General features: G+C 71.1%; 23 protein-coding genes and 1 pseudogene. 12 read left to right on the top strand and 12 right to left on the bottom strand.

All coding sequences use genetic code 11. The features are described from left to right. Nucleotides 1–153: 153 nt before the first annotated feature. From ACZ6SA_RS18985 to ACZ6SA_RS18970, 4 genes are all read right to left on the bottom strand, one after another. A complete protein-coding gene (locus tag ACZ6SA_RS18985; protein WP_347647948.1) occupies nt 154–561 on the bottom strand; it encodes a DnaJ family domain-containing protein in 408 nt (135 codons plus the stop codon). 12 nt (nt 562–573) lie between these two features. Beyond that, nucleotides 574–1,473 (bottom strand): dihydropteroate synthase, encoded by a 900-nt coding sequence (folP, locus tag ACZ6SA_RS18980; protein ID WP_347647949.1) that lies wholly within the window; start codon nt 1,471–1,473, stop codon nt 574–576. A 74-nt stretch (nt 1,474–1,547) separates the two neighbouring features. Next, nucleotides 1,548–2,009 carry an ATP-binding protein gene (locus ACZ6SA_RS18975; protein ID WP_347647950.1) on the bottom strand — a complete coding sequence of 154 codons (462 nt, stop codon included), beginning with the start codon at nt 2,007–2,009 and terminating at the stop codon, nt 1,548–1,550. Between the two features lie 101 nt (nt 2,010–2,110). Further along, nucleotides 2,111–3,160: an NAD-dependent epimerase/dehydratase family protein gene (locus ACZ6SA_RS18970; protein WP_347647951.1), complete on the bottom strand. Its 1,050-nt coding sequence runs from the start codon at nt 3,158–3,160 to the stop codon at nt 2,111–2,113. 235 nt (nt 3,161–3,395) lie between these two features. Between ACZ6SA_RS18970 and ACZ6SA_RS18965 the strand changes: the two genes are divergently transcribed. Genes ACZ6SA_RS18965 through ACZ6SA_RS18945 form a run of 5 tightly spaced genes read left to right on the top strand, consistent with a single transcriptional unit; the run spans nt 3,396 to nt 10,420 of the window. After that, nucleotides 3,396–4,445, top strand: a complete 1,050-nt coding sequence (locus ACZ6SA_RS18965; protein ID WP_347647952.1) for a polyprenyl synthetase family protein — start codon at nt 3,396–3,398, stop codon at nt 4,443–4,445. 20 nt (nt 4,446–4,465) lie between these two features. Continuing rightward, complete coding sequence (locus ACZ6SA_RS18960) at nt 4,466–5,404, top strand: 4-hydroxy-3-methylbut-2-enyl diphosphate reductase (RefSeq protein ID WP_465829231.1); 939 nt, start codon at nt 4,466–4,468, stop codon at nt 5,402–5,404. An 18-nt stretch (nt 5,405–5,422) separates the two neighbouring features. Then, complete coding sequence (locus tag ACZ6SA_RS18955; protein ID WP_347647954.1) at nt 5,423–6,832, top strand: family 2B encapsulin nanocompartment shell protein; 1,410 nt, start codon at nt 5,423–5,425, stop codon at nt 6,830–6,832. Between the two features lie 35 nt (nt 6,833–6,867). After that, nucleotides 6,868–8,229, top strand: a complete 1,362-nt coding sequence (locus tag ACZ6SA_RS18950; RefSeq protein WP_465829521.1) for a family 2B encapsulin nanocompartment shell protein — start codon at nt 6,868–6,870, stop codon at nt 8,227–8,229. Between the two features lie 13 nt (nt 8,230–8,242). Further along, nucleotides 8,243–10,420: a terpene synthase family protein gene (locus ACZ6SA_RS18945; RefSeq protein WP_465829228.1), complete on the top strand. Its 2,178-nt coding sequence runs from the start codon at nt 8,243–8,245 to the stop codon at nt 10,418–10,420. Here ACZ6SA_RS18945 and ACZ6SA_RS18940 read toward each other — a convergent pair. Both ACZ6SA_RS18940 and ACZ6SA_RS18935 read right to left on the bottom strand, forming a co-directional pair. Beyond that, nucleotides 10,417–10,758, bottom strand: coding sequence for an STAS domain-containing protein (locus ACZ6SA_RS18940; protein ID WP_347647956.1), 342 nt, complete (start codon nt 10,756–10,758; stop codon nt 10,417–10,419). The two genes, ACZ6SA_RS18945 and ACZ6SA_RS18940, sit on opposite strands and share 4 nt — an antisense overlap. 377 nt (nt 10,759–11,135) lie before the next feature. Continuing rightward, entirely contained in the window at nt 11,136–11,396 is a 261-nt protein-coding gene (locus tag ACZ6SA_RS18935; protein WP_347647957.1) for a hypothetical protein, read from the bottom strand. A gap of 360 nt (nt 11,397–11,756) precedes the next feature. Between ACZ6SA_RS18935 and ACZ6SA_RS18930 the strand changes: the two genes are divergently transcribed. Then, nucleotides 11,757–12,350, top strand: a complete 594-nt coding sequence (locus ACZ6SA_RS18930) for a C40 family peptidase (protein WP_465829225.1) — start codon at nt 11,757–11,759, stop codon at nt 12,348–12,350. A 221-nt stretch (nt 12,351–12,571) separates the two neighbouring features. Here the strand turns inward: ACZ6SA_RS18930 and ACZ6SA_RS18925 are convergent, their stop codons facing one another. Continuing rightward, nucleotides 12,572–12,835 (bottom strand): hypothetical protein, encoded by a 264-nt coding sequence (locus ACZ6SA_RS18925; protein WP_347647959.1) that lies wholly within the window; start codon nt 12,833–12,835, stop codon nt 12,572–12,574. A gap of 411 nt (nt 12,836–13,246) precedes the next feature. On the opposite strand from ACZ6SA_RS18925, the gene ACZ6SA_RS18920 reads away from it, so the two are divergent. Beyond that, the gene (locus tag ACZ6SA_RS18920) at nt 13,247–13,732 is read left to right on the top strand and encodes a hypothetical protein (RefSeq protein WP_443153632.1); all 486 of its coding nucleotides are present in this window, start codon (nt 13,247–13,249) and stop codon (nt 13,730–13,732) included. An 83-nt stretch (nt 13,733–13,815) separates the two neighbouring features. Here ACZ6SA_RS18920 and ACZ6SA_RS18915 read toward each other — a convergent pair whose 3' ends face one another. Further along, nucleotides 13,816–14,262, bottom strand: a complete 447-nt coding sequence (locus tag ACZ6SA_RS18915) for a MarR family winged helix-turn-helix transcriptional regulator (protein ID WP_347647961.1) — start codon at nt 14,260–14,262, stop codon at nt 13,816–13,818. Beyond that, nucleotides 14,259–14,873 carry a type 1 glutamine amidotransferase family protein gene (locus ACZ6SA_RS18910; protein WP_465829223.1) on the bottom strand — a complete coding sequence of 205 codons (615 nt, stop codon included), beginning with the start codon at nt 14,871–14,873 and terminating at the stop codon, nt 14,259–14,261. Before ACZ6SA_RS18910 ends, ACZ6SA_RS18915 begins: the two co-directional genes overlap by 4 nt. A gap of 61 nt (nt 14,874–14,934) precedes the next feature. Here ACZ6SA_RS18910 and mads6 point away from each other — a divergent pair, with 61 nt between their 5' ends. Further along, nucleotides 14,935–16,281, top strand: coding sequence for a methylation-associated defense system protein kinase MAD6 (gene mads6, locus ACZ6SA_RS18905; protein WP_347647963.1), 1,347 nt, complete (start codon nt 14,935–14,937; stop codon nt 16,279–16,281). Nucleotides 16,282–16,312: 31 nt separating this feature from the next. Continuing rightward, nucleotides 16,313–16,699: pseudogene (locus ACZ6SA_RS18900) on the top strand (GNAT family N-acetyltransferase); the annotation flags it as partial. Between the two features lie 117 nt (nt 16,700–16,816). On the opposite strand, the gene ACZ6SA_RS18895 reads toward ACZ6SA_RS18900, so the two are convergent. Continuing rightward, nucleotides 16,817–19,516, bottom strand: a complete 2,700-nt coding sequence (locus ACZ6SA_RS18895; RefSeq protein ID WP_347647965.1) for an AfsR/SARP family transcriptional regulator — start codon at nt 19,514–19,516, stop codon at nt 16,817–16,819. Nucleotides 19,517–19,627: 111 nt separating this feature from the next. Between ACZ6SA_RS18895 and ACZ6SA_RS18890 the strand changes: the two genes are divergently transcribed. Beyond that, nucleotides 19,628–20,536: a M23 family metallopeptidase gene (locus tag ACZ6SA_RS18890; protein WP_347647966.1), complete on the top strand. Its 909-nt coding sequence runs from the start codon at nt 19,628–19,630 to the stop codon at nt 20,534–20,536. A gap of 43 nt (nt 20,537–20,579) precedes the next feature. Here ACZ6SA_RS18890 and ACZ6SA_RS18885 read toward each other — a convergent pair whose 3' ends face one another. Next, the gene (locus ACZ6SA_RS18885) at nt 20,580–21,383 is read right to left on the bottom strand and encodes an FKBP-type peptidyl-prolyl cis-trans isomerase (protein ID WP_347647967.1); all 804 of its coding nucleotides are present in this window, start codon (nt 21,381–21,383) and stop codon (nt 20,580–20,582) included. Between the two features lie 106 nt (nt 21,384–21,489). On the opposite strand from ACZ6SA_RS18885, the gene ACZ6SA_RS18880 reads away from it, so the two are divergent. After that, nucleotides 21,490–22,557 (top strand): DUF2293 domain-containing protein, encoded by a 1,068-nt coding sequence (locus ACZ6SA_RS18880; RefSeq protein ID WP_443153639.1) that lies wholly within the window; start codon nt 21,490–21,492, stop codon nt 22,555–22,557. Beyond that, entirely contained in the window at nt 22,554–22,928 is a 375-nt protein-coding gene (locus ACZ6SA_RS18875) for an MmcQ/YjbR family DNA-binding protein (protein WP_347647969.1), read from the top strand. Before ACZ6SA_RS18880 ends, ACZ6SA_RS18875 begins: the two co-directional genes overlap by 4 nt. Here ACZ6SA_RS18875 and kynU read toward each other — a convergent pair. Beyond that, on the bottom strand, nt 22,921–24,132 hold the full coding sequence (gene kynU, locus ACZ6SA_RS18870; RefSeq protein WP_465829519.1) for a kynureninase: 1,212 nt from the start codon (nt 24,130–24,132) through the stop codon (nt 22,921–22,923). The genes ACZ6SA_RS18875 and kynU overlap by 8 nt on opposite strands. Between the last annotated feature and the right edge of the window lie 52 nt (nt 24,133–24,184).

Below are 24,184 nucleotides of genomic sequence, written 5' to 3'. Positions count from 1 at the left end.
GGCCGACGAGCGCGGAGGCGACCGGGACGCCGCCCGCCGTGCGGCCGCCCCCCCCCCCCCCCCCTCCGACCCCCCCCCCCCCCCCCCCCCCCCCCCCCCCCCCACGCCCCCCGCCCCCCCCCCCCCCCCCCCGGGCCCTTGATCGTCACCCGTTCAGGTCACACCCCGTGCCCTGCGCCACTCGGACACGATCTCGTCGACGTCGTAGGGCATCAGGTTGAGCGGCGGGCCCGACAGCCCCGTCCTGATCGCCTCGCGGATGCGGCCGTTGACGTCCTCGACGATGCTCCTGGCCTCGGCCTCGGTGCGCGCTCCTCGTGCCTCGGCCAGCGCCTGCTCGGCGTCCTTGCGCAGCGCCAGCGTGGGCGGCAGGGGCATCGACAGGCCCTCGCTCTCCACCTTCTGCTTGATCCACCACATGTCGCCGGGATCCCGGTCGAGGCCGGGCAGCGGCTTGCCCTTGCCGGGCAGGTCGTCGAACTCGCCGCGCGCCTCCGCCTCACGGATCTGCCGGTCGATCCAGCTCTCGTAAGGCATCCCCGGCGGCTTGCGCTCGGTCACGTACGAGTCTCCTCACGTCAGGTTGTGGGCGGGGGCGATCGGGCCGCGCCAGCCGAGCACGGCCTCGGTCATGCGTACGGACGCGACCGTCGCGGCCACGTCGTGCACGCGCAGGATGCGGGCTCCCTTGAGGATCGCGACGACGTTGGCCGCGATCGTGCCCTCGGTGCGCTCGCCCTGCGGGCGGTCGAGGGTCTCGCCGATGAAGTCCTTGTTGGACAGCGCCACCAGCGTGGGGTAGCCCATCGAGGTGATCTCGCCGAGCCTGCGCGTGAGCTCCAGCGAGTGGTAGGTGTTCTTGTTCAGGTCGTGACCGGGATCGATGATGATCCGGTCGGCCGGGATGCCCGCTTTCAGCGCGAACTCGACCCGCTCGCGCAGGAAATCGGCCACCTCCGTGACGACGTCGGCGTAGCTGGGCCGGACGATCCGCCGGCCGGGCCCGCCGAGGCTGTGGGTGACCACCACGCTGGCGCCGGTCGCCGCCGCGGTCTCCGCGATGCCCGGCTCGCGCAGGCCGTTGGTGTCGTTGATGACGTCGGCGCCGGCCTTGATGGCCGCCCGCGCCACCTGCGCCCTGTGCGTGTCGACGGATATCACGGCGTCGGTGACGGCCCTGACCTGGGCGATCACGGGGACGACCCGCTCGATCTCCTCCTCGGCCGGGATCTGCTCCTGGTCGGCGCTGAAGGCGAACCCGCCGACGTCGACCCAGTCGGCCCCGTCCGCGACGGCCTTGCGCGCCGCCGCGACGGCGCGGTCGAGCGCGTAGGTGCGGCCCCGGTCGTGAAAGGAGTTGGGTGTCCTGTTGACGATGGCCATGATGGCGACCTGGCGCTCGAAGTCGAACTCCCGCCGCCCGATGCGCCGGACCGGGGAGACGATCCCGAGCTTGGGTGTGTCGGCGCTCACGTGGTGGTCCCTTTCCGTCTCCCCGAGCCTACCCGGCCCTCCGCCAGGTCAGACGGCCCGGGATCACCACGTGGTCAGGCGGTGGAGCGGCCGGACCACGACCGGTCGGAGACCGTGATCCGGATCCGCTCCATGGCTCCGCGAACCCGCGGCCTTAACCGCATCGTGAGCAGGACGGTGGTGCCGCGCGGGCCGGTACGGAAGTCGGCCGCGTCGCACAGCTCGCGGATCAGGAAGATCCCCCTGCCCGTGGCGGAGAAGTCCGCCGGCAGGCGGTGGCCGTCGACGTAGCGGTCGGGGATGCCCGTACCCCTGTCGGTGGTTTCCGCGCGGATGAACCCGTCGACCGTCCACAGCCTGAGGTGCCCGTGCCCGCCCGCGTGCTCGACGGCGTTGACCACGCTCTCATGCACGGCCAGCACGAAGTCCGCCAGCCGGGAGCCGCTCAGCCCCGAATGCTCCGCGCAGCGGGCCACGGACCGGCGCAGCTCGGGCACGTCGTCGAGCGTGAAGGGCTGGGTCAACAGGGTGCGCATGGCAGGCCTCCCACCTCGCCTGGTCGCCGACGCGCAAAGTGACGGGGGGCACGACGTTTCGCTGACGGTCTGTTGTGACGTGGTCCGTACGGGTCATCGTTTCAGCTGCGTCCTCCTACGCCGGTGGCGAGCTCGCGCATCCGGCGAGCCGGCCCGCGATCGGGGGCGAGCGGTCCTGTGTCCATGCCGGCGCCCTCACGCAGCCCGCGGAACAGCTCCCGCATGGCCTCCTGCGATGAGTACTCCGGCGTCCAGCCCAGCACTTCCCTGGCGCGCCGCACGTTCATGACCGGGATGCGGAGGGCGAGCTCCAGCAGCCCGGGGGCCGCGGGCACGAGCCGCAGCCGCCAGCCGGCCGCGACGACCGCCCTCGCCACCTGGGGCGCCACCCGCACGGTGCGGGTGCCGAGCATCCCGGCGAGGTCGTGCGGGTCGAGCACGGGCTCGGCGGCGAGGTTGAACGGGCCGCGCACCTCCTTGGTGACGGCCAGCCGGTAGGCCTCCGCCGCGTCGCGCGCGTGCAGCACCTGCAGCCGCAGCCCGGGGATGTCCGGCACGAACGGGATGAGCCCCGGCCTGATCAGCCGCCGGGGCACGAACGGCCCGCCGAACAACCTGCGCTGCTCGGTCGCGGCGGCCCGCTGGAAGATGAAGCCGGGCCGCATCCGCACCACGCGGATGCCGGGATGGTCGTGCTCGAAGACGTCGAGCACCCGCTCGACGTAGGCCTTCTCCCGCCCGTACGCCGCGTCCGGCCAGCCGTGCGTGGGCCAGCTCTCGTCCACCGGCCGATCCTTCGGCCCCGGTGAGTACGCCCCCACGGAGGAGGCGTGGACCAGCGCGGGCACCCCCGCCTCCGCCACCGCCCTGAACACCCGCATGCTGCCCAGCACGTTGGCCCGCCAGGTCGTCGCCGGGTCCCTGGTCGGCTGGAACAACCAGGCGAGGTGCACCACCGCGTCTGCGCCGTCGAAGATCCGCACCAGGTCGTCGCTCGCCACGTCGGCCTGCCGCCAGTCGGTGCGGTCGATCCGCCATCCGGGCAGCCGGCGGGCGACCCCGACGATCGAGGTCACGCCGCTGTCCGCGACGAGCGCGCGAACCACGCTGGTGCCGACGTTTCCTGTGGCTCCCACCACCACGACTCTCATGCGACCTCGCTGCCCCACGCCGGGAGCGCGAAACCCGCCCGAACCACCACCCGCCGGAGGACCGGCCCCGCCGGGCGGGCCGCTCACCTGGGGCCCCTGCGGGGTGGGCTGCGCCTCAGCGACCGGTAGGGACAAGGTCGATCGCAACGCCAGTACCAAAAGACACTTTACACTCTCTGTATTGGGTGACTAACTATTGGTAGCGACTCGGTCGGAGCGATAAGGAGCCGTTCGCATGCCGGTGAGCTTCACCCAGCACCACCTCGCGACACGCATTGATCAGAGGTTGGCCGCCTTCCTCGACGACTGGCGGGCTCCCGTCTCCGACCCGGGGGTGGAGGCGGCCTACGGGCTGCTGACCGACTTCATCCTGAGCGGCGGCAAGCGCATCAGGCCGCAGCTGTGTTACTGGGGCTGGCGCGGCGCGGGCGGCGACGACTGCGACGAGATCATCAGCGCCGGCGCCGCCCTGGAGTTGTGCCACGCGGGCCTGCTCATCCACGACGACATCATGGACGGCAGCCAGTTGCGCCGGGGCCGGGCGACCGTGCACAGAAACCTGGCGGAGCTGCACAGAGGTCCGGGCGCGGAGGCGTTCGGGCAGGCGGGCGGCATCCTGCTGGGCACGCTCAGCCTGGCGTGGTCCGACGCGCTGCTGTCGTCGTGCGGGGCCGAGCCGCCGCGGTTGCGCGCCGCGCACCACCTGTTCGACGCCATGCGTACCGAGGTGATCAGCGGCCAATATCTCGACATCCTCGGCCAGCTCCGCTCGGGGGCGAGCGTGGACGAGGCGCTCACCATGATCCGCTACAAGACCGCCAAATACACCGTCGAGCGGCCGCTGCAGATCGGCGGCGCCCTGGCCGGCGCCTCGCTGGAGCTGCTCGACTCCTACTCCGCCTTCGGGCTGCCGCTGGGTGAGGCGTTCCAGCTGCGCGACGACATGCTGGGCACGTTCGGCACGTCGTCGGAGACGGGCAAGTCGGCGCTCGACGACCTGCGCGAGGGCAAGCACACGGTGATGTACGCGCACGCCGTGCAGCACGCCTCACCGGCGCAGCTCGCCCATCTCAGACGCTGGCACGGCGACCCGGAGCTGTCCGAGGAGCGCGCTGCGGAGCTACGCCAGATCCTGGCCGACACGGGGGCGCCGGCCAAGGTCGAGTCGATGATCGAGGAACGCGTGGGCCTGGCCATGGCGGCGCTGACGGCGGCGCAGATCAAGCCGGAGGCGGCGCAGGCGCTGACCGTCCTGGCGGACCAGCTCGCGCACCGTACCAAGTGACGATTTGAAGGGGCATCCCGATGGGACGGGTACTTCTTGCCGCCCCGCGCGGCTTCTGCGCGGGCGTCGAACGCGCGATCACCACCGTCGAAGAGGCGCTTGATCGTTTCGGACCACCTGTTTACGTGCGCAAGCAGATCGTGCACAACACGTCCGTGATCCGCGACCTGACCGGGCGCGGCGCGGTCTTCGTCGACGAGCTCGACGAGGTCCCCGACGGCGCGCTCGTCGTCTTCTCCGCCCACGGCGTCGCGCCCGGGGTCAAGCAGGAGGCGCGGCTGCGCGGGCTCGCGACGATCGACGCGACGTGCCCCCTGGTCACGAAGGTGCACAAGGAGGCCGTACGCATGGCCGAGGCGGGCTACGAGATCGTGCTCATCGGCCACGCCGAGCACGAGGAGGTCGAGGGCACGGTCGGCGAGGCGCCCGGCCGCATCCACGTCGTCGACCCGGCCCGCACCGACGACGTGACAGCCGACGGCTCGGCGCCGGTGGGCTGGCTGTCGCAGACCACGCTGGCCGTCGACGAGACCCTGCGGGCCGTCGCCGAGCTGCGCGAGCGTTTCCCGGGCCTGGCCGACCCGCCCAGCGACGACATCTGCTACGCCAGCCAGAACCGCCAGGAGGCCGTCACCAGCATCGCCTCCAGGTGCGACCTGGTCATCGTCGTCGGCTCGGCCAACTCCTCCAACTCCCGCCGGCTGGTGGAGGTCGCACTCAACGCGGGCGCCGGTGCGGCCCACCTGGTCGACCGGGCCTGCGACGCCGACGAGCGGTGGCTGGCGGGCGTGCGGACCGTCGGGGTCAGCTCCGGCGCGTCCGTGCCGGAAGGGCTGGTCGAGGAGTTACTCGGCTGGCTCGCCGCCCGCGGATACGCCGACGTCGAGCAGGTGACCTTGACGGAGGAGACCCTCACGTTCTCGCTTCCGCCCGAGCTCAGATCCGCCCGCGAACCCTAACGAGATTGGTGGTGCACGATGACAGAAACGACCCAGTCCCACGCCCCGGAGGACGGCGCCGGGCAGCTCAGCCTCAGCACCGACGCCGCACGGCAGCTCTCCACCACGACCAAGACACCTCCGCAGATGCAGGAGATCACCTCGCGGTGGCTGCTGCGGCTGCTGCCATGGGTGCAGTGCTCCGGGGGCGTGTTCCGGGTCAACCGGCGGCTGACCTACACCCTCGGAGACGGCCGCATCACCTTCAGCACGACCGGATCCAACGTCCGGGTCATCCCGGCCGAGCTCACCGAATTGCCCGTGCTACGCGGTTTCGACGACATGGAGGTGCTCCAAGCGCTGGCCGATCGCTTCGCGCAACAGGAGGTCGAGGCCGGCGAGAAGATCGTGACCGAGGGCGCCCAGATCGACCGGCTCGTGCTGATCGCCCACGGCCGGGTGGGCAAGGTCAGCCGCGGCGCCTACGGCGACGAGCAGAACCTCGGCGTCCTGGCCGACGGCGACCACCTCGGCGAGCAGGCCCTGACGGGCGGCGGCGAGTTCGGGTTCACCGCCAGGGCCAAGACCGCCACCACCGTGCTGACGCTTTCCCTCCAGGACTTCGAGCAGGTCCTCGAACGCTCGCCCGAGCTGCGTGCCCACGTGGAGAGCCGGCGCACCAGCGTCGACCGGGCCCAGAACGACTACGGCGAGGCCGCGATCGACATGTCGGCCGGCCACACCGGTGAGGCCGTCCTGCCCGGCACCTTCGTCGACTACGAGCAGAGCCCGCGCGAATACGAGCTGAGCGTGGCGCAGACCGTCCTGCGGGTGCACAGCCGGGTCTCCGACCTGTACAACCAGCCGATGAGCCAGCTCGACCAGCAGCTCCGCCTGACGATCGAGGCGCTGCGCGAGCGCCAGGAGCACGAGCTGGTCAACAACCGCGACTTCGGCCTGCTCCACAACGCCGACTTCGGCCAGCGCATCCGCACCCGCTCGGGCCCGCCCACCCCCGACGACCTCGACGACCTGCTGTCCGTCGTGTGGAAGGAGCCCGCGTTCTTCCTGGCCCACCCGCAGGCCATCGCCGCCTTCGGCAGGGAGTGCAGCAAGCGCGGCGTCTACCCGCAGGCGAGCGAGGTCAACGGGCACCGGGTGCCGGCCTGGCGAGGCGTGCCGATCTTCCCGTGCAACAAGATCCCCGTCACCGGCGCCCGCACCACGTCGATCATGCTCATGCGCACCGGCCAGGAGAACCAGGGCGTCGTCGGCCTGCACCAGACCGGCATCCCCGACGAATACCAGCCCAGCCTGTCGGTGCGCTTCATGAACATCAACGAGAAGGCCGTCATCTCCTACCTGGTCAGCGTCTACTACTCGGCCGCCGTGCTGGTGCCGGACGCGCTCGGGCTCCTGGAGGACGTCGAGCTCGGCAGGAACGGCTGACCCGCTCCGGGTCCCAGTGATTGGTGGTGATCGTGTTGACGGAGACCGACCAGCGGCTGAGCCTCGACACGGCGGCGGCCCGCACGCTCGCGACGACGACCAAGACGCCTCCGCAGACGCGGGAGATCTCTCCTCGCTGGCTGCTGCGGGTGCTCCCGTGGGTGGACGTCGCGGCCGGCGTCTATCGGGTGAACCGGCGGCTGACGTACGCGGTCGGCGGCGGCCGGGTCGGCTTCGTCACCACGGGCACCCGCTTCCGCGTCGTCCCGCCGAGCCTGGCCGAGCTGCCGCTCCTGCGCGGGCTCGCCGGCGACCCCGCGCTCGACGAGCTCGCGGGCCGCTTCGAGCAGCGGGAATACGCGCAGGGCGAGACGATCGTACGCGCCGGGCGACCGGCCGACGAGCTGCTGCTGATCGCGTACGGAAAGGCGGCGAAGGTCGGCACGGGCCCGTACGGCGACCCGGTCGCGCTCGGCACGCTGGCGGGTGGCGAGCACACCGGGAGCGAAGGCGGGCCGTGGGGGTTCACGCTGGAGGCGGCGACGGCGTGCACGGTGCTCGCCCTGCCCTGGAGCGAGCTGCGCGCGCTGGCCGACCGGTCGCCGGCGGTGAGCGCGCAACTCGCCCGCCACCGGATCAGCCAGGCCAGACCGCAGAACAAGTGGGGCGAGGCCGAGATCGCCGTCGCCGCCGGCCACCGGGGCGAGGCCGCGCTGCCCGGCACGTTCGCCGACTACGACCCCGGCCCGCGCGAATACGAGCTCAGCGTGTCGCAGACCGTGCTGCGCGTGCACACCCGGGTCGCCGACCTGTTCAACCAGCCGATGGACCAGACCGAGGAACAACTGCGGCTGACGGTCGAGGCCGTACGCGAGTCGCAGGAGCACCAGCTGGTCAACAACCGCGACTTCGGCCTGCTCCACAACGCCGATCCGGGCCAGCGCATCCACACCCGCACCGGCCCTCCGGGGCCCGACGACCTGGATGAGCTGCTCTGCCGCAGGAAGAAGTCCCGCTATTTCCTCGCCCACCCGAGGGCCATCGCCGCCTTCCACCGCGAATGCACCGCCGCAGGCCTCTACCCCGGCAGCACCGAGCTGGAGGGCGTCCGGCTGACCGTGTGGCGCGGCGTGCCCATCCTGCCGTGCGACAAGATCCCGATCAGCCCGGCGGGCACCACCTCGATCCTCGTCATGCGCACGGGCGAGGAGGACCAGGGAGTCGTCGGCCTGCGCCCGAGCAGCGTCCCCGACGAGCGCGAGCCGGGCCTCAGCGTGCGGTGCACCGGCATCGACGCGCGGGCCGTCGCCTCCTACCTGGTCAGCGCCTACTACTCGGCGGCGGTCCTGGTGCCCGACGCGCTCGGGGTGCTGGAGAACGTCGAGGTGGCCCGCTGATGAAGGAGTGACCATGAGCCAGCCGTTCGAACTGCCGGACTTCTACATGCCGTATCCCGCCCGGCTCAACCAGCATCTTGAGCAGGCGCGCGACCACTCCACTCGGTGGGCGCGCGACATGGGCATGCTCGAAGGCTCGGGCGTCTGGGAGGAGGCCGACCTCGACGCCCACGACTATCCGCTGATGTGCGCCTATACCCACCCTGACTGCGACGGCGCCGAGCTCTGCCTGATCACCGACTGGTACGTGTGGGTCTTCTTCTTCGACGACCACTTCCTCGAGGTGTTCAAACGCAGCGGCGACCTGGCGGGCGGACGGGCCTATCTCGACCGGCTGCCGCTCTTCATGCCGATGGGCGCCGACCTGTCCATGCCCGAGCCGGCCAACCCGGTCGAGGCAGGGCTGGCCGACCTGTGGGTCCGTACGGTGCCCGGCATGTCCGCCGACTGGCGGTCCCGTTTCGCCGAGAGCACGCGCAACCTGCTCAACGAGTCGCTGTGGGAGCTGGCCAACATCAACAAGGGCCGGGTGGCCAACCCGGTCGAGTACATCGAGATGCGGCGCAAGGTCGGCGGCGCGCCCTGGTCGGCGGGGCTGGTCGAGCACGCGGTCGGGGCCGAGGTGCCGGCGCGGATCGCCGCGTCACGGCCGATGCGGGTGCTGCGCGACGCCTTCTCCGACGCCGTCCACCTGCGCAACGACCTGTTCTCGTACGAGCGGGAGGTCAGGGACGAAGGCGAGCTGAGCAACGGGGTACTGGTGCTGGAGAAGTTCCTCGGCTGCACCACGCAGGAGGCCGCCGACGCGGTCAACGACCTGCTGACCTCGCGGCTGCACCAGTTCGAGCACACCACGTGCACCGAGCTCGGGCCGCTGTTCGTGGAGAACACCATCGACCCGCTGAGCGCGGCCGGCGTGCTGGCGTACGTCAAAGGGCTCCAGGACTGGCAGTCGGGCGGGCACGAGTGGCACATGCGCTCCAGCAGGTACATGAACAAGCGGGCGACGGCGAGCCGGCCGCTGGGCATGTCGTCGCTCGTCGACCTGCTGGGCGCCAAGCGGCTGCGGAACTTCGCGCACGTGCCGCACCAGAGGGTGGGGCCGTCGATCGTGCCCGAGCTCTACGTGCCGTTCGAGCTCCGGTTGTCGCCGCACCTCGACGCCTCCCGGCGCAACATCGTGACGTGGTGCGCGGAGATGGGCATCCTGGAGGCCCAGCCTGGCGTGGTGGGCTCGGCGGTGTGGGACGAGAAGAAGCTGGTCGACTACGACCTGCCGCTCTGCGCGGCGGGCCTGCATCCCGACGCCACACCCGAGGAGCTGGACCTGGCCTCGTTCTGGCTGGCCTGGGGCACGTACGGCGACGACTACTTCCCCGCCGTCTTCGGCAGGTCGCGCAATCTCGCGGCAGCCAGGGTGGCGGTGGCCAGGTTCGGGGCGTTCATGCCGCTCGACGGCGCGCCGGCGACGCCGCCCGCGAGCGCGCTGGAGCGCTCGCTGGCCGACCTGTGGGCCCGTACGGCGGCGCCGATGCCGCTCGGTGACCGGCGCAAGCTGCGTACGGCGATCGAACTCATGTGCGACGGCTGGTTGTGGGAGCTGGCCAACGAGCTGGCCCACCACATCCCCGACCCGGTCGACTACATCGAGATGCGCAGGCTGACCTTCGGCTCCGACCTGACGATGAGCCTGTGCCGGCTGCGGCACACCAAGGGCATCCCGGAGGAGGTCTGTGGCAGCGGCCCGATGGTGGCGCTGGAGAACGCCATGATGGACGCGGGGTGCCTGGTCAACGACATCTTCTCCTACCAGAAGGAGATCGAGTTCGAGGGCGAGGTGCACAACTGCGTCCTGGTGGTCCAGAACTTCTTCGGCTGCGACTACCCGGCGGCGGTGGCCATCGTCAGCGACCTGATGGCGTCGCGGGTGCGGCAGTTCGAGCACATCGTGGAGCACGAGCTGCCGATCGTCTGCGATGACTTCGGCCTGGACGCGGAGGCCAGGCGGGATCTCGACGGGTTCGTGGCCGAGCTGCGCGACTGGCTGGCCGCCATTCTCAACTGGCATCGCGGGTGTTTCCGCTATGACGAGAAGTCGCTGCGCCGGCACAAGGCGCCGCCGCGGTGGCGGCTCGGCGGTCCCACGGGCCTGGGCACCTCGGCGGCCGTCGTCACCGCCGCCCGGGGCTAGGTGGGGGCGTGGATGCGGGGCTGGTAGTACCAGCCCATCATGCGCATCAGCCGCTGCTGGTACGGCGTGACGTTGTGCAGGCGGATCCACCGTTGCGAGGGCGGCACGGTGGGCATGAGGAGCACGCGCAGGCCTGAGACGTCGATGAAGGTGAGCTCGCCGGTGTCGACGACGACGTAGGGGCCGCGGCGGCACCGGGTCAGGGCGCTGGCCAGGGCGGCACTGTTGGTGGCGTCGATCTCGCCGACCAGCGAGACGTCCGGCGCTCCTGGCGCCGCACGCACCACGATGCTCAGCTGCTCGTCCTGATAGAGCAGCAGCTCTTCGACGCCGCTCACGCTCCCCGCACCCCCCAACACGAACTCCGGGGGTTGTATGCCGAAATGCTCCCTGCGAGGTATGACCGCCAGGGCGTCTGGCGGTTAACCAGATCCAAGGTTACACGAGGTTTGTGGGGCTATGTAAATTTCGCTGTAAAAATACCGAATCACGGGGAAATTATGACGGCTAACGCTTTCCGGACAGGACGGGCGTGCCCGCGCCGGCTGCGGACATGACGGACCGGCCTGTCCGGAGGCGCTGAGGCGGGTGGGGCCCTCTCTCGCGCCGCGGCCGACCAGGGGCCTGCCCGGTAAGGTGCCGCCACGGCTTCGTGGCTACCGGCCTGGCCTCATGTCAGGCGTGCGCGTGGGGAGCCGGCACCGCCTCGGACGGCTCAGTTGTCGTCGCCGACGCGCTCCTGGTTGCTGAGGATGGTGAGGTCGATGTCCTGCAGGTTACCCGCGGAGCCGACGTTGATGTACTTCACGGAGTCGTTGCCGACGTCGTTGAGCGCGGTGAGGTCGTCGGCGACGCTCAGCTGGCTCAGGATCTGCTTGCCCTTGTTGTAGGGGTTGGGGACGTCGGCCGAGGCGCTCGTGGCCGAGAAGCCCAGCATGAAGCCCGCGATGGCTGCACCGGCAAGAATGCGACGCATCATTTCTCTACTTCTCCTTGGTCGAAATCGGCGCGGAATGCGCGTCTTCGGATTCGCTCGCACAGGGTCGCGAGATTTTCGTGGATAACAATCTCGCGCCCACCGGTACGCCGCAACCGGGCTTAGCTAAGTCGAAGTCAAATGCGCGCCCCATTTCCTTGGCCGCCCTTCACGGCCGGTTCGGACAGAGACCGACTTGTCCCGATTTATACGGAGTAAGACGCGCGCGATTTTTCATCTTATCGCCATACGCGCGCCCCGCATGTCCCAAAGGTGTTTCATCCCCACAGGAGTGGCGGAATGCTCCCGACGGAACATCCTGCTGTGCCACCGACGAGTCACGGGAGCGCTGAATATGCCATGAAAAGAACACAGCCGCCGCTGGCGACCGCACTGGCCCTGACCATTCTGGGCGCCATGAATTCCACGCCCGCGCTGGCCGCCCAAAGATGCGGCGCGCACTCGCCGGGCCATTGCAGGATGCCGGCAGAAAAGGCCCTCGACGCGACGCGTTCACCGGCCGGCGCCATCGCCGTTCGGGCGGCGATCGAAATGATCGGCATCCCGTACTCGTGGGGCGGCGGCGGTGTGAACGGGCCGGGCTACGGAGTCGGGAGAGGGGCCAGGATCAGGGGATTCGACTGCTCGGGCCTCACCGAGTACGCGTGGGCGCGGGCCGGCGTGCTGATCGGCACGACGACGCACGAGCAGTGGCGGTCGGGCGTGCGGATCGCCAGGGAAGACGTGCAACCCGGCGACCTGGTCTTCTACGACAGCGACAGGAGCAACTCCGGGCCCGAGCACGTGGCCGTGGCGGTGGACGCGACGCGGATGGTGCACGCTCCGTACACCGGCGCTCTCGTACGGATCGATCCGCTCGACCGGCGCACCTTCCTCGGGATCGTGCGGCCGAGTGGGAGCACGGCCGACGTCGCCGGCGGCGAACGCGCGTAGGCGCTGGCGCGCGGCCCCGGTCGTCCTGCAGTGATCGACCAGGGTCGCGCGGCGCTGAAAGCCCGGCGGCCACCAAGCCCGTGCCGTGGACTCGCGAATATCCACGACCCGTTCTCCGGTTCACCTCAAGGCACGAGGAAGACGACCTTGGCCAGGGCGGGCTCCCCTTATGCGGAACGGGAGTCGCCGATCGGCTTCCTGCCTGCGCACGTGAGGAGCCGTCAGTTGTCGTCGCCGACGTTCTTCTGGTTGCTCAGAACGCTGGCGTCGATGTCGTTGAGGTTGAGTGCGGACAGGATGTTGTTGTACTTGACCGAGTCGTTGAGCACGTCGTTCAGCGCGGTCAGGTCGTCGACGGCGCTCAGCTGGCTGAGAATGTTCTGCCCCTCATTGTGCGGGTTGGGGACGTCGGCGGAAGCTCCGGCGGCGGAGAAGCCGAGCGCGGCGGCCGCGATTGCTGCCCCTGCCAGAATGCGACGGATCATGTTTTGTTTCCTCCATGGACAGGCGCGGAAATTCCGGCGCCATAGTCGTTTTCGCAGGGCTGTGAGGTGCCGCCCATAACAATCGTGGCAGGCAGCGGAAACCGCAACTCGGAATGCCCTCCCGGAGGTCAAGGGGAAACCTCGGTTTCTTGGCGTCGGATTTTCCCGCTCTTCGCCGACGCGCCACATATATGCGCCGCCGGCAGACCGGGAATGGATATTCGTTTTGGTTGCCCGCGTGGCCGATGGCCCTCCCGTTCACTTCCTTTTAGGTAACGATCACCCGAAACTTGGGAATCGCGGTACGCCGCTCGGCGTACCGCGATCGCCCTCTCCTGACGGACGTGCGGCGCGCGCGGAGGCGGCGACGATGGTCATCGAGTTACCGAATCCCCGAGGCAGGTGAGATCGATGCGGCCACCTATCCGCAAGACGGTCCTGGTCATCCACATCATCGTGTCGGTCGCGCTGCTCGGTGAGGTGTGGGGCCTGGTGGTGCTGAACACCGCGGCGACGCTGACAAATGATCCGGGGCTCGCGCACGCCGCCTACCGGTTGATGCCGAACCTGGTGTTCGCGGGCGGCATACCGCTCAGCCTCACCGCCTTGGTCACCGGCATCACGCTGGGCCTGACCAGCCATTGGGGGCTGTTTCGTTATTACTGGGTGGCGGTCAAGCTCGGGCTGCTGGTGGCCGTGATCTGCGTGGGCATGTTCCTCTTCGATCCGGAGGGAATGGCGGCCGCCACCGAAGGGGGCACGGCGGCCGTCGCCTCGGACCAGTGGAGCCAGACGGCCGCGCTGGGCGCGCAGATCGTCATGCTCATCGCGTCGACGGCGTTGTCGGTGTTCAAACCGCGCTGGAAGCTGCGGGTGACGCCGGCTCCGGCGGCGTGACGGGGGCGACAGCCCTCCGCCCGAACGACCCGTCGCGGCCGCTCTTCGGGCCGGTGAGCCGACCCGCGGGGCCGCACGCCGCGTCAGGGGTGTTCGTTGAGGTGGTGGAGGGCGGAGGAGAGCCGGCGCACGGCCGCCAGGCATTCGTGGGCGGTTTCCACGCCCAGTTCGGCCACGAGGCGGTCGGCGAACTCCTGGTGCGCGGGGGTGATCCTGGCGATGGACTCGCGGCCCGCCGCCGTCGGCTGGAGCAGCTTCGCCCGGCGATGCGCGGGGTTGGGCCGGTATTCGGCCAGCCCCCGCTCCACCAGCAGGTCGGCGACGCGCTGCACGCCCTGCCTGCTCATCCCCATGACCCGGGCGATCCCGGCGACGGGCAGCGGCTCGCGCAGCACGGCTCCCAGCACCTGCCACCACGCCGCCGTCATCCCCGCCGGCCGGGCGAGCCCTTCGGCCACCTGGAGGAACTGGCCGTTGAGCCGGAACGCCTCCAGCGCCAGGCCCGAAAGCAGGTCGGACGACTCGGTCATGCCGCCATCAGCACCTCGAAGGCCGAAGCGTCACTCCTGGCGAACAACCGGAACCACGCGTCGAGCACCTCGGGCCGGTAGATGTCGAGCCGCCGGAAGATCTCCCTGGCGAACGCCACCGGCTCCGTCGGGCCGGCTGTGACGAGGTCGCCGTCGAGCACCGCGTCACGGTCGAGGTAGTGGTCGGCGCCCGCGTAGCCCTGCTGGGCCTGCAAATAGTGCACGGCGGCGCTGGTGTGGTCGCGGTCGTCCAGCAGCCCTTCGCGGGCGAGCCCGGCCGTGGCGCCGCAGATGGCGGCGACCGGCACGCCCGCGTCGAGGAACTCCCTGGCCTTGCGCGCGAACGGCGCCAGCACGTCGCCGGAGTCCCACAGATCCGCGCCGGGCAGGATGAGCAGCGCGCTGTCCTCGGGGACCAGCCGGTCGAGCGCGAGGTCGGGCGTGACGCGCAGCCCGCCCATGCTGACCACGGGGTCGGCGGACGGGCCCACCGTGACGGTCTCGTAACCGCCTGGCTCGCGGTGGAACCGCCCGCTGCGCAGGTGGGCGGTGGCGTGCCCGGTCTCCCAGTCGGCGAAGGTGTCGTACACGGCGTGGTGGATCAGCTTCATGACAACATACTGTCATTAGGGCAACATGCTGTCAATAAGTTCCCATGGGAGTATGGTCCGCATGGCAGAGATCGTCGGCGGGGGACGTCCAGTCAACGACGCCGAACGGCGGGTGATCACCTACCTGCGAGATCACGCGCCCGCCGACTGGTTGCTGCTGCACAACGTCGAGCTTCCGCGCGGCCACGACGTCTTCGAGGTCGACCTGATCGTGCTGACCGGCCACTCGCTCGTGGTCGTCGACGTCAAGGGCACCCGGGGACGCATCGAGGTGTCCGGCACCCGCTGGTTCCCGCCGCGCAGGGAGGCGTTCGGCTCCCCCGTGGCCAAGCTGCGCGGCACCGCGAAGGCGCTGAAAGGGCTGCTGGTGGCGCAGGCCACGCAGCTTGAGCGGGTCTACGTCGACTCCCTGGTCGTGCTCACCTCTCCCGACGCCGAGCTGGTCGATCCCGCGGGGCGCGACGCGGTCAACGTCACCGACCTGCCGGGACTGCTGGCCACGTTGAGCGACGTCTCACGGGTCAGGCGCGGATGCAGCCCCGACGTGAGGCCGTACATGACGGCGATCCTCGACGCGCTCAACCAGACCGTGCGCCGCAGCACCGCACCGCCCAGGTTCGGCAACTGGGAGGTCGAGGAGCAACTCGGCGGCGACGCCAAGGTCACCGAATATCGGGCGTTCAACGTGACACTGCCCGGCAGCGAGACCGTGCTGCTCCGGGTCTACCAGGCCGATCCGCTGGCCGACCACGAGGCGCGGGCGGCCGAGCGGCAGCGCATCGCCAACGCCTACCAGACCCTGGCCCGCATCCCGCCCCACCCGTGCGTGGTCCGCCCGCGCGACTTCTTCGCCATCGACGACGAGAGCCGGTTCGTGCTGGTGCTCGACGACGTGCACGGCGAGGCCCTGCACCTGGCGCTGGGCCGGGGCGCCCGGCTGAGTGTGATCAAGGATCTGCTGAGCGGGCTGGCGCACGCGCACGCCAACGGCGTCGTCCACCGGGCGCTGACGCCCGCGTCCGTGCTGGTCACCGACGACGGGCACGCGGTGCTGACCGGGTTCGACTACGCCAAGCCCGGGCCGCGCGACTACACCGTGGCCCACGAGCTGGGCAACGTGCTCGACGCCCACTACGCGGCGCCGGAGTGCCAGGAGCGCCCCGACCGGATGACGACCGCCTCCGACGTCTACGCCGCGGGAGCCATCGCCTACCAGCTCCTCACCGGCCAGCTCCCGACGAGCGCCGACGCCCACGGGCCCGACGTGCCCGAGGTGGTGCGCAGGATGCTCGACCACTCCCCCGCCAAGCGGCCGTCCGCCGCCGAGGCGCTCGGCGCCCTGACGGCGTCTCCGCTCCAGGAGTCGCGGCTCAGACGTCTCGTACGTCGCCTGGTGTCCCGTTCATGACCACCGGCCTGCGTCCCGTCGAAGAGCACGACCTGCCTTTCAACACGGGATGCTCGGCGACGACGGCGGCATCCTGATCATCGCGGACGGCGACGACCGGGCCGGGTTCGTGTCGTGGAACAAGAAGGTGGCCGACCGTGCGAGCTTCTACTGGTCGATGGGGCTGATCGTGGCGCCGGAGTTCCGGGGCAGGGGGTACGGCACGCAGGCGCAGCGGCTGATCACCCGCTACCTGTTCGACCACTCGACGGTCAACCGGATCGAGGCGACCACCGAGATCACCAACGTTGCGGAGCAGCGGGCGCTGGAGAAGGCGGGGTTCACGCGCGAGGGCGTCCTGCGGGGCGTCGGCTTCCGCGCGGGGCGGTGGCATGACGGCGTGCTCTACAGCATGCTTCGCGCCGACCTCGAGTCCTGACCCGCGCGGGCGCGCAGGCTCGCAACAGGCGGCTGCGGCGGGAGCGATCCGGCTCGTGCAGGCTGCCGGCAGGAGCGACTCGGCTCAGGTGGGGAGGCCGCGGCTGAGCGACCCGGCTCAGGCGGGCAGGTCGCGGCGGAGCGCCCTGGCGTGCCGGAGGTAGTCGAGCGCCAGCCCGGTACGCCCGGCCGAACGGTGCAGCTCCCCGAGCAGCTCGGTGGTCGAGGCCTCCCCGCTGCGGTCGCCGAGCTCCTGGAAGATCTCCAGCGAGCGTTCGAGCCCGGTGGAGGCCCGCGCCAGGTCCCCGCGTTCGGCCTGGAGCCCGGCCAGGCTCTGCAGCGCGTACGCCCCGCAGTGCCGGTCCCCCAGCGACTCGAAGATCTCCAGCGCGTGCCGGTGGAACGACATCGCGTGGTGCAGGTGCCCCATCTGGACGCACACGCAGCCTTCCCGGTGGGCGTCCCCGAGTTCCTGGGCCAGCCGCATGGCCTGAACCAGGGATTGCGACGCCTGCGCCAGGTCCCCGGACTTGAGGCAGACCCGGCCGATGGCCTGGCGGGCGTACGCTTCGCCCTGTTTGTCGCCGGTGGCCAGGAAGATGGCCAGGGCGTGCCGGAAGTGTCCGAGGGAGCGGGCGTATCTGCCGCGGAACTGGCTCACCGCGCCGAGGCCACAGATGGAGGTGGCTTCCGCCCGGCTGTCGCCTAAGTCATGAAATATGTGGAGAGATCGGGTGAAGCCCTCCGCGGATTCCTCGTACCGGTCCTGGTAGAGGCTGACCTGGGCCAGCCCTCTCAGCATGGCGGCCTCACCGTACGTGTCGCCGGCGGCGCGGGCGGCGGCCAGCGCCGAGGCGTGGGTACGCCGCCAGGTGCCGAGGTCGCAGCGCAGGTCGAGGCAGGGCACCATGGCCGCGGCCAGCCCCCACGCCGACTCGGCCAGCCCCAGCCCGGCCGCCACGTCCACCGCGCCCGCCAGCGCCTCGTGCTCGGCCTCGAACCAGGTGACCGGGTCGGCGGTCAGCCGTTCGAGCGTGCGCTCGGGCAGCCGCCAGCGCGGCGCCCTGGCAGCGGTGAGGCTGAACACGGTGGTCGGCAGCCGCGCCATGGCGTGCTCGGTGGTCGCCGTCCACGCGGCCAGCACCCTGGCCACGGCGTCGAGCCCGTCCCGTTCTCCCGCCCCGCCGGACAGCGCGGGGCCGCGTTCGAGCGCGTGCCGGCCGATGAGGTCGGGCACCCGGTAGCGCGGCTGGCCCACCGGATCGGTGCCGACCAGGTCGAGCAGGTTGACGTCCACCAGCAGGTCGGTGACGTCGTGCGCGCCGTGCCTGCCCAGCGCGGCGTCGATCACCCACCCCGGCTGGGCGGACGCGCCGAGCCTGCCGAGCGTGCCGAGGATGCGGGCGGCCTCGTCGGGCAGGCGCGCGTATCCGTGGTCCAGGGTGGCCCGCACGTCTCCCAGCTCGCCGAGGCAGTCGTCCTCCAGTCGCTGCCTGAGCACCGCCAGCGACCATCCGGGCCGGCCGGCCAGCCGCGCGCCGGCGTTCCTGACCGCCAGTGGCAGCCGCCCGCACGCGGCCACGATCGCCTGCGCGGCCTCCCGCTCGCGGGCCACGCGGTCCTCCCCCACGATGCTGCCGAGCAGGGACAGCGCCTCCCGCGGGCCGAGCCGGCCGAGCTGGATCCGTAACGCGCCCGGCAGCTCGGTGATCCGGCGCCTGCTGGTGACGATGACCGCGCTGCCGTTGCCGGGCAGCAGCGGCCGCACCTGGCCGGCGTCGCGGGCGTCGTCCAGCACCACCAGCATCGGCCGCTCAGCCAGCAGCGACCTGAACAGCGCCGAGCGCTCGCGCACCGTGGGCGGCGCCGCCTCCATTCCGAGCGCTCTGAGCGCCTCGGCCAGCAGGTCGCCGGGCTCCCTGCCGTCCAGTTCCAGGTAGAGCTGCCCGTCGGGGAAGGACGCGCACAGCGCGTGCGCGGCGTGCACGGCCAGCGCCGACTTGCCCGCGCCGGGCGGCCCCGAGATCACCGCGACGGAGAACGGCTCCGCGAGCTCGGCCAGGGCGCCGGCCCTGCCGGTGAAGTCGGGCAGATCAGGCGGAAGCTGCCGGGGGACGGCGGGCAGCGCGTCGTCCGCCAGGATCAGTTCGTACGCCCCGCGCAGCTCCGCACCCGGCTCGACGCCGAGCTCGTCCACGAGCCTGCCCCTGACCGTGGCGTAGGCGCGCAGGGCCTCAGCCTTCCTGCCGCCCCTGTGGAGGGTCAGCACCAGGCGCCCCCACAGGTCCTCCCGGTAGGGGTGCTCGGCCAGCAGCCCGCGCAGCCCGGAGATCGCGCCGTCGTGGTCGCCCTGCTCGACCCGCCGGTCGATCAGGGCTTCCGCGGCGTGCAGGCGTCCCTGATGGAGGAGTTCGAGACGGCGGTCCCAGACCGGGCTGCCCGGCAGGTCGCACAGCGGCGCGCCGCGCCAGAGCGCGAGAGCCTCCGCGTACTCGCCCCGGTCCACCAGGTCCTCGAAGAGCAGCAGGTCGAGCGCGCCGTCGGCCACGTCGATCGCGTAGCCGGAGCCGTCGGCGCGCAAGTGCCCCTGGCCCAGCTCCGACCTGAGAACGCTCACATACGTGCGCACGTTGGCCTGCGCGGAACGCGGCGGGCGATGCGGCCAGAGCACCTCGACGAGCTGGTCGGCGCCGACCATCTGGCCCGCGTCCAGTAGCAGCGTGGCCAGCAGCAGCCGGGGTTTCCTGCCGGAGATCCGTACGGGACGTCCGGCGGACCGGACTTCGAGCGGCCCGAGCACGTGGAAAGTGATCGACATCCGCATCAGCTCCTCTACAGAGGCCTGACAGCTTTTGTATTTGTTTTGGACGTTTTATGTGCGGCTTATGCAGACCCTTGTCTCAGAGATCCCACGGGAAAGGATCACCCCATGAAGCTCAGCGGAGCAATGGTCGCGGGCGTCGCACTCTTATTCAGCCTCGGCACGACGACGACCGCCGCGGCCGACCCGGCGCCGGAGTCGGAGCAGGCGCAGATCCTCGCGACCAACTTCCAGCTGCCGTTCCCCTGCGGCCAGTCCTGGACGGGCAACTCCAGCGCCAGCAGCGCGCACAGGTCGTACGAGATCGACTTCAACCGCGGCAGCACCGCGAACGCCGACCTCGGCGACACCGTGGTGGCCGCCGCGGCCGGCACCGTGGTGATCTCGGCACACCAGGGCTCGACGAACGGCTTCGGCAACCTGGTCAAGATCGACCACGGGTCGGGCTGGTCCACGTACTACGCCCACCTGAACGTGCGCTCGGTCAGCCAGGGACAGTCCGTCTCGCAGGGCCAGAAGATCGGCACGGTGGGCAACACCAGCAAGCCGGGCAACAACATCAGCCCTCACCTCCACTACGAGGTACGTCAGGGAAGCAGCTATCCGTCCAACATCCAGCGGGCCGTTTTCAACGGGACGACCTTCGGCTACCCCCAGCAGACGCTGACCTCCAGGAACTGCGGCGGCTCCAGCAACCCGTACAGCCCGCAGGAGGTCTGCGGCACGGGCTTCAACGTGATCGACTCGGCCGCGCTCGGGAGCAACGGCACCGTCTACCTGCTCTACAACAGCGGCAACCGCAGCAACTGCGTCGTCACGCTGAAGGCGAAGTCGCTCGGCACCGCCACCGCGACCAGCGCCTACCTGGAGGTGCAGGGCAGCGCGAGGAAGACCGACTCGGGCAACTTCTCCTACTACGCGGGACCGGTGACCGCGTCCGCGCCCAGCACCTGCGTCAAGTGGGGCGGCTCGGCCGGCGGCACCTCGTACGACAGTCCCTGGGAGCACTGCGACTAGAGCGGCGACCAGGACCGGGCCGGGTGGTGGCGCGCCGCCCGGCCTACGCCTGCGCGATCGTGTCGAGGACGTCGACGACGTAGAGCATGGGCGCAGGCCCCGGGGAGGGCACGGCCACCCGGCTGCCGACGCGCAGGCCGTCCAGGGCGGCCGTCCAGCCCGCGGGCACGGAGCCCTCCCTCAGCGTGAACGCGCTGGGCCCGCCCCTCCGGTAGGACGAGTCCACGACCGTGCGTGACGGCCAGGCGGCGGCCACGTACTGGACCACGATCTTCGAGCCGGGCACGACCTGCGGCCCCGAGCCGTCGATGAGGACGCGCGGCTGCGCGGCCGGCGTCAGGTCGGCGGGAACGACCGGCAGGGGACGCCCGACGAGCCGGGCGTCGGGCGGGTAGCCGCCCAGGATGTCGAAGACCAGCACCAGCGTGTCCGCCGGGGCCAGGCCGGTCAGCGGCACCTGAGGGCCGAGAGCGTCCGCCGCCGGGCTGATCAGCATGACCCTGCTGCCCGCCGGACGGCCGATGAGCGACTGCCGCCACGTCTCCGACACCTGCCTGCCGTCGAAGACCACCGTCGTGGGCTGGTGCCCGTCGTGGGTGCTGAGGTAGGGCTGGTTGCCGGACCAGCGCCGGATGTCGACGTCGGCGAGCACCACGTCACCGGGGACCGTACGACGGCCGCTGCCCACGGACAGCACCGCGATGCGCGGCGTGTGGCCCGGGTTTCCCTTGGGGATGGCGACGACCGGTTTGCTGCCGAACGCGCCCGAGACGACGGGCTGCGTGCCCTCCTCAGCCGCGCCGCACGAGGCGGCCAGCATGAACAGGGCGGGCCAGATCAGACGCACGATTCTCCTCCAGGGCCAGGTCCGAAGGAGTTACTTGCCGCTATGGCGAAAAGGAATGCCGCTGCTCTCGCCATCTCACGACAAAGGGCGCGGGACACTGGGGTGCGTGAGTCGAACCGATGGGACGAGCAGGCCGAAGCTGGCGCGCAGGGTCGCCGACGCGGCCGAGATCGCGCTGACCGCCAGGAAATACGTGACGTTCATCGACGTGGTGACGGGCCTGCGCTGGTTGCACACCAGGCACGTCGACGTCTGGCGGCAGGGCAGGGCGGCCACGCTGGCCGAGCTGTCCGACGTCGGCGAGGACCGCCTGCTCAGCGCGGCCGCCCTGCTGCGGGAGTGGGCCCTGGCCAAGGGGTTGCGGCCGGTCGACACGCCCTACGTGGCCGGCACCCGCGACCGCCGCGAGCTGCGCTTCACGTCGGGGGGCGGGCAGGAGGCGTTCCGCGTGCACTGGCTCTCGCCCGATCTCAGCGAGGCCCGGGTGCGGCGGCTCACCGAGGCGCAGAGCAAGCCGCCCGACCTGGTGGCGGTGGCCCCGCTCGACGCCTGGACGTGCGCGGCCTGCGGCGACACCGGCCCCTACCTGATCATGGAGGACGACCGGCCGCACTGCCTGACCTGCGCGGACCTCGACCACCTGACATTCCTGCCGGCGGGCGACGCGGCGCTCAGCCGGCGGGCCAAGAAGGAGAGCGGCTTGTCCGCGGTGGTCGTCCGGTACAACCGGCGGCGCAAGGTCTACCAGCGCATGGGCCTGCTGGTGGAGGAGGCCGCGCTGGCCGCCGCCGAGGAGCGCTGCCTGGCCGACGAGGAGGTGCGGCTGCGCCGCAGGGAGCGCGACCGCGTACGCAGGGCGGAGCAGGACGTCGAGTTCCAGACCAGGATGGCGGCCGAGATCGCCCGGTTGTTCCCCGGCTGCCCCGAGCCGCGGGCGCGGGAGATCGCCGAGCACGCGGGCCAGCGCGGCAGCGGCCGGGTGGGCAGGTCGGCGGCGGCCAGGGCGCTCGACGAGAACGCCATCACGCTCGCCGTGATCGCCTCCGTCCGGCATCTCGACACCGACTACGACAGCCTGCTGATGTCGGGCGTGCCGCGGATGGAGGCCCGCGATCTGATCCGCGAGCGAATCGAACACAAGCTCGACGAGTTCCGGGGTAACGTGCGGGCATGAGCGACTGGCACGACGTACGCGAGGAGCTGCGCGCGTTCGCCCTCGGGCTGCCCGAGAGCCACGAAGCCCACCCGTGGGGCGAGACGGTGGTCAAGGTGAACAAGAAGGTGTTCCTCTTCCTCGGCCTGGAGGAGCAGACCGAGAAGTGGGACCCGACGTTCGGCGTGAAGCTGCTGTCGGAGGCGCACGGCCACGCGCTGACCGTCGAGGGGGCGCGGCCCAGCGGCTACGGGCTCGGCAAGGCGGGGTGGGTGACCGTGCCGTTCCTGTCGGAGTTGCCCGAGACCGAGGTGCTGCTCGACTGGGTGGAGGAGAGCTACCGCGCGATCGCCCCCAAACGCGCGGTCAAGCTGCTGGACGAGACTAGGTGACGGCCAGCCGCCTGGCATGCCTCTCGTCCCGCCACAGCTCCTTGTCCAGCACCTCCAGCAGGGTGGCGGCGGCGTCGTGGACGTCGGCGTAGCCGACGTAGAGCGGCGCGAAGCCGAACCTGAGGATGTCGGGCGCGCGGAAGTCGCCGTGCACGCCGCGGTCGATCAGCGCCCGCATCACCGGATAGCCGTCGGGGTGGCGGAAGCTCACCTGGCTGCCGCGCGCGGCGGCGTCCGCCGGCGAGGCGAGCTCCAGCGCGTCGCCGACGAGGTCGACGAAGAGCGAGGTCAGCGCCATGCTCTTGGCCCGCACCTGCGCCATCGGCACCTCCTCCCACATGTCGAGCGCGGCGTCGAGCGCGGCGAACGACAACACGTGCGGGGTGCCCACCGCGAACCGCCTGACGCCCTCGGCCGGCCGGTAGCCGGGCTCGAACGCGAACGGCTCGGCGTGGCCGTTCCAGCCGGACAACACGTTCTCGGCGGCGGCGTGGTGGCGCGGGTTGACGTAGAGGAAGGCGGGCGCGCCGGGCCCGGCGTTCAGATACTTGTACGTGCACCCGAGCGCGAAGTCGGCCGCCGAGACGTCCACCTCCATCGCGCCCACGCTGTGGCACACGTCCCAGACCATGAGCGCTCCCGCCGCCTGCACCTCGGCGGTGATCGCGGGCACGTCGTGGCGGGCGCCGGTGGCGTAGTCGACCTCCGCCATCAGCACCACGGCCGCGTCGTCGAAGCGCCCCTCCGCGACGTCGCGCACCTCGTAGCCGCCGAGCAGGCCGGCCAGCCCCTGCACCATGTAGTGGTCGGTGGGGAAGTTCCGTACGTCGGAGACGATCACCCGGCGGCCGGGGCGCAACCGCAGCGCCGCCGCCACCGCCTGGAAGACCGCGATGGAGGTGGTGTTGCCCACCACGACCTGCCCGGGGCCGGCGCCGATCAGCGGGGCGAGCCGGTCGCCGGCCGCCAGCGGCTGCCCGAACCACCCGGCGTGGTTCCAGCCGCCGACGAGTTGCCCGCCCCACTCGTCCTCGACCGCCCGGCGCACCCGCTCGACGGCACGCCGGGGCAGCGCGCCCAGCGAGTTGCCGACGAGGTAGACGACGCCCTCCGGCAGCACGAACTCGTCCTTGAAGCGCCGCAGCGGGTCGTCCGCGTCGAGGGCGAGGCACCGCTCGCGGGTGACGGCGAGGCCGCGCGCCACCGCCGGATCGGGCGGAACGACGGGACCGCGCGAGACGGCGCGCTCATGGGGG

It is taken from the genome of Nonomuraea sp. NPDC049378 (assembly GCF_055586745.1).
The sequence above is the reverse complement of the archived record's forward strand: the minus strand, read 5'-3'. Positions and strand labels throughout refer to the sequence as shown.

Excerpts from the sequence above, each read along its gene's own strand:
- ACZ6SA_RS18975 (WP_347647950.1), bottom strand. The coding sequence starts at position 2,009 with ATGCGCACCCTGTTGACCCAGCCCTTCACGCTCGACGACGTGCCCGAG.
- ACZ6SA_RS18970 (WP_347647951.1), bottom strand. The coding sequence starts at position 3,160 with ATGAGAGTCGTGGTGGTGGGAGCCACAGGAAACGTCGGCACCAGCGTG.
- ACZ6SA_RS18965 (WP_347647952.1), top strand. The coding sequence starts at position 3,396 with ATGCCGGTGAGCTTCACCCAGCACCACCTCGCGACACGCATTGATCAG.
- ACZ6SA_RS18960 (WP_465829231.1), top strand. The coding sequence starts at position 4,466 with ATGGGACGGGTACTTCTTGCCGCCCCGCGCGGCTTCTGCGCGGGCGTC.
- ACZ6SA_RS18955 (WP_347647954.1), top strand. The coding sequence starts at position 5,423 with ATGACAGAAACGACCCAGTCCCACGCCCCGGAGGACGGCGCCGGGCAG.
- ACZ6SA_RS18945 (WP_465829228.1), top strand. The coding sequence starts at position 8,243 with ATGAGCCAGCCGTTCGAACTGCCGGACTTCTACATGCCGTATCCCGCC.
- ACZ6SA_RS18935 (WP_347647957.1), bottom strand. The coding sequence starts at position 11,396 with ATGCGTCGCATTCTTGCCGGTGCAGCCATCGCGGGCTTCATGCTGGGC.
- ACZ6SA_RS18930 (WP_465829225.1), top strand. The coding sequence starts at position 11,757 with ATGAAAAGAACACAGCCGCCGCTGGCGACCGCACTGGCCCTGACCATT.
- ACZ6SA_RS18925 (WP_347647959.1), bottom strand. The coding sequence starts at position 12,835 with ATGATCCGTCGCATTCTGGCAGGGGCAGCAATCGCGGCCGCCGCGCTC.
- ACZ6SA_RS18920 (WP_443153632.1), top strand. The coding sequence starts at position 13,247 with ATGCGGCCACCTATCCGCAAGACGGTCCTGGTCATCCACATCATCGTG.
- ACZ6SA_RS18915 (WP_347647961.1), bottom strand. The coding sequence starts at position 14,262 with ATGACCGAGTCGTCCGACCTGCTTTCGGGCCTGGCGCTGGAGGCGTTC.
- ACZ6SA_RS18910 (WP_465829223.1), bottom strand. The coding sequence starts at position 14,873 with ATGAAGCTGATCCACCACGCCGTGTACGACACCTTCGCCGACTGGGAG.
- mads6 (WP_347647963.1), top strand. The coding sequence starts at position 14,935 with ATGGCAGAGATCGTCGGCGGGGGACGTCCAGTCAACGACGCCGAACGG.
- ACZ6SA_RS18895 (WP_347647965.1), bottom strand. The coding sequence starts at position 19,516 with ATGTCGATCACTTTCCACGTGCTCGGGCCGCTCGAAGTCCGGTCCGCC.
- ACZ6SA_RS18890 (WP_347647966.1), top strand. The coding sequence starts at position 19,628 with ATGAAGCTCAGCGGAGCAATGGTCGCGGGCGTCGCACTCTTATTCAGC.
- ACZ6SA_RS18875 (WP_347647969.1), top strand. The coding sequence starts at position 22,554 with ATGAGCGACTGGCACGACGTACGCGAGGAGCTGCGCGCGTTCGCCCTC.